Origin of the sequence: Micromonospora sp. AMSO12t, from assembly GCF_008806585.1 — a bacterium.
Lineage (GTDB): Bacteria > Actinomycetota > Actinomycetes > Mycobacteriales > Micromonosporaceae > Micromonospora > Micromonospora reichwaldensis.
Genome location: NZ_WAAS01000633.1, coordinates 1 through 428, shown reverse-complemented (window position 1 = coordinate 428; position 428 = coordinate 1). Strand labels below are relative to the sequence as shown.

The following is a 428-nucleotide window of genomic DNA, read 5'->3' as shown; positions in this document are numbered from 1 at the left end:
CTCGGCCCAGGCGGCCTCCCGCCGCCACGGCCGCCGCCGTTCGTCCAGCCAGGTCCGCAGCAGGGTCCGCCGGACGTACGCGTCGGGGTTGTCCATCGCGGAGACCCGCCGCCAGTGCCGCAGCAGCTTCACCAGCGCCGTCGACACCAGATCGTCGGCGGTGTGCCAGTCCTCGCACAGCAGGTACGCCGTACGGCGCAGCGGATCCAGGCGTGCCGCGACGTACTCGCGATAACCCTCGATGGCGGCCGGCAATCCCACCACCTCCTCACCTCACGACTCAAACGGTGGCGAGGAGGTGCGGGGTTGCCCGGTCAGCCGGGAATCGTGATCCGGCCCTCGATGGCCAGGCTGGCGATGTCCGAGCGGTGGTGCGACCCGGCCAGCTCGATGCCCCGTACCACCTGGTAGGCGGCGTCCCGCGCGGC

Annotated in this window: 1 protein-coding gene; it reads right to left on the bottom strand. The window is 72.2% G+C overall.

All coding sequences use genetic code 11. The features are described 5' to 3' along the window. Window positions 1–264 (bottom strand): sigma factor (locus F6X68_RS33270; RefSeq protein ID WP_370519036.1); only part of this gene is annotated, 264 nt, incomplete at its 3' end. Window positions 265–428 lie beyond the last annotated feature (164 nt).